Source organism: Streptomyces thermovulgaris (assembly GCF_002155915.1).
GTDB lineage: Bacteria > Actinomycetota > Actinomycetes > Streptomycetales > Streptomycetaceae > Streptomyces > Streptomyces thermovulgaris.
This window is the reverse complement of record NZ_MUME01000291.1, coordinates 1-1,016: the sequence shown is the minus strand read 5'-3', so window position 1 is coordinate 1,016 and position 1,016 is coordinate 1. Positions and strand designations below refer to the sequence as shown.

1 protein-coding gene and 1 pseudogene are annotated in these 1,016 nt (G+C 68.1%); one reads left to right on the top strand and one right to left on the bottom strand.

Going from position 1 to position 1,016, the window contains the following annotated elements; all coding sequences use genetic code 11:
- Window positions 1-105 (top strand): annotated as a pseudogene (locus CCN35_RS27835) (IS481 family transposase); the annotation flags it as partial.
- A 55-nt stretch (window positions 106-160) separates the two neighbouring features.
- Here CCN35_RS27835 and CCN35_RS21325 read toward each other — a convergent pair.
- Window positions 161-934, bottom strand: a complete 774-nt coding sequence (locus CCN35_RS21325) for a transposase (RefSeq protein WP_086793923.1) — start codon at window positions 932-934, stop codon at window positions 161-163.
- Window positions 935-1,016 lie beyond the last annotated feature (82 nt).

Sequence of the window (1,016 nt, the reverse complement as noted above, 5' to 3'; positions counted from 1 at the left end):
TTCCCCGACTGGCTGCACACCTACAATCACCACCGCGGACACACCGCGCTGAAAGGCCAGCCACCCGCCAGCCGCGTCCCTAACCTCTCAGGGCAATACACCTAAGGGCTGTCCCGTAAATGATCTACGGCATGCCGGTTGACCAGCGTCGTTTTTCCGGTCACCCGGCGAGGGCGAGGTTGTGCAGGCGGGCGACGCCGAGCATCGCGTGGTGAACGCCGTCGCCTTTCAGGCGGCAGTCGCGGAGGATCTTCCAGGTCTTCATGCGGGCGAAGGCGTGCTCGACACGGGCGCGGACCTTGCGGTGGGAGCGGTTGTGGTCCTCTTTCCAGTCCGCAAGCTCGATCTGACCGCGTTCGCGGCGGTGCGGGATGACCAGGCCGGTGCCCCGGTAGCCGCCGTCGGCGATCACCGTAGGCGTCGTGCCGACGGCGTCCTTGGCGCCGGAGTCCTCCCACGCCCGGCAGTCGTTGCGGTTGCCCGGCACCGGTCGGCCGATGGCGACGACGAGCCGGGTGCCGGCGTCGATGACGACCTGGTGGTTGGTGGAGTACCGGTAGTTCTTGGACCGCTCGGCGATGGTGTGGTCGCGGGTGGGGACCAGGGTGCCGTCCACGATCAGCACGGTGTCCTTGCGGAACCGCTTGCGCTGCTGCAGGGCGAGCGCCGGTCCGAGGTGGTCGATGATGCGGTCGGCCGCGGACTTCGACACCCCGAACAGCGGGGCGAGTTGGCGCAGGGTGAGGTTGGTGCGCCAGTACGCGGCGACCAGCAGCACCCGGTCTTCCAGCGGCAGCGACCACGGCCGGCCCTTGCGGACCGGATCGGCGCCCTCACGCCGCAGCGCGGTGATCAGCTTGCCGAACTGTCGCGGGCTCAGCCCGGTGAACGGGGCTATCCAGGACGGCTCCGACGCCGTGATCACACCAGCCACACCATGATCATCTCACCTGCGACCAGCAGTTACGGGACAGCCCTTAGACAACGTAGGGAGCCCCGTGGGGCTTGTTCGCTTT